Raw genomic sequence first — 1761 nt, forward strand, 5'->3', positions numbered from 1 at the left:
GCGAACATGGAAAGATTTGGGGCGATAGCATTGAAAACAAAGTTGTTACTGCTGACAGCAAGCTCTGGTAATACGTATGAAAGGGCGACATACACACCTATCGATAAAATCACACTTAACCACCACGGTGCATCCATCAAATGCCAGATGATGCCATCACTTTTCCTTGCCATTAATCTTTCCTTAAATATGCACTAAAGTGCATTTAATCATAGTTTAGCTGGCAGGCAAATCATGATGAGCATTAATCCATAAAACAATTCGTTACGGGCTCCAATTTTTATCTTCTTCTAGGGCAACTTCCTTAAAATATCGTGTCACTCTCAAATATTTTTGCCTACTAACGTCACAAAACTGAACTGTTAGAGATGGCCTAAATCCGCTCATATCACTATGCAAAGTGTGAACTTTCAGATTGGAACATTTGATCTCTCTACGTACTCAACCAAATGCACTATTGAATGCTCACATTTTCCGTTAAATCACCACGGTGATGAGTGTCATGGAGCTTGATACAGTTCGACTATTTAACGTGTGGCGGTGAACCCTTTTCCGCTCATTTCCTCGTTGTCATAAGAGCCGAATAGTATGGTTAATGATGTAAATTTCACCTTTGATGTTTCTGGTTTCTCCGGTGCATTTAAAGTCGAAAGCTTTCGAATAACAGAGACAGTCTCTTCCCCCTTTGAAATGAACCTGACGGTGTTGTCCGATGATGATGCCATTACATTTGATATGTTAAGTCGAAAAATGGGTGTTCTGAGCCTGTTTGGTCAAGGGGTGGGAACGGCTCGCCAGTTTAACGGCAGTATCTCTGAACTTCGTTACTTAGGCTCTGGCCGCCGCTTCTCGCGTTATCATATTACCTTGGTTCCACACCTCTGGTTCCTCACTCAGCGTCAGGACTGTCGCATCTTTCAGATGCAAGCGGCTCCCGACATCATTCGTCAGGTCTTTGATGATGCAGGCATGAGCGATTACCGCTTTGAACTATCAGCGCAATACGAAGCGAAAGAGTATGTTCTTCAATACCGTGAGAACGACCAGCATTTTGTACAGCGATTAATGGCAGAACATGGGCTTTGGTATTATTTCGAACATAGCGACGCTGGACATTCCATGGTCATTGTCGATAGCAACGATGCGATACCAGAGCTTATCAGTTCGCCTATCAATGCTTCTTACCTAGGACCAGTGATTTATCACACTCAAGGTGGGGGCACGCCAGATAGAGAGCATATCTTCGACCTTGAGCAAATCCACCGAACTCGTACTGGGTTAGTGAGCTACGGCGATTACAACTATCTCACGCCAAAAATTCCGCAAGATACAAACGCCGATGAAGGCCCGAACTTTGATTTGCAGCGCTACGACTATCTTGGCCGTTATACTTCACCAGACTTAGGGCAGCAGCGAGTATCGGAGTGGATGTCCGAATACACGGTGGACAGCCATCAGATTGAAGCTGCGAGCGATATCATGCGTCTTACCTCAGGTTATAGCTTCGATATCAGCCAGCACCCTCGTTCAAACATCAACCGTGATTACCTCATGTTGACGGTGATGCACACTGGCTTTAACCCTCGTGTGCACGAAGAAGAATCGAGCGATGAGCCTACAACTTATCACAATCAGTTTGTCTGCTTACCACGAGACGTGACATTCCGTGCACCTAAAATGGCGTCACCTGTAGTTGATGGTCCTCAAACTGCGGTTGTAGTTGGCCCTGCGGGTGAAGAAATCTACACCGATGAATATGGG

1 protein-coding gene and 1 pseudogene are annotated in these 1761 nt (G+C 45.1%); one reads left to right on the top strand and one right to left on the bottom strand.

The features are described 5' to 3' along the window. Positions 1-173, bottom strand: a pseudogene (locus tag OH459_RS28355) (restriction endonuclease); the annotation flags it as partial. Between the two features lie 415 nt (positions 174-588). Between OH459_RS28355 and tssI the strand changes: the two are divergent. After that, positions 589-1761, top strand: a 1173-nt coding sequence (tssI, locus tag OH459_RS27875; protein ID WP_269989843.1) for a type VI secretion system tip protein TssI/VgrG, incomplete at its 3' end; no start/stop codon positions are given.

Source organism: Vibrio sp. MM46, assembly GCF_027587135.1.
Lineage (GTDB): Bacteria > Pseudomonadota > Gammaproteobacteria > Enterobacterales > Vibrionaceae > Vibrio > Vibrio harveyi.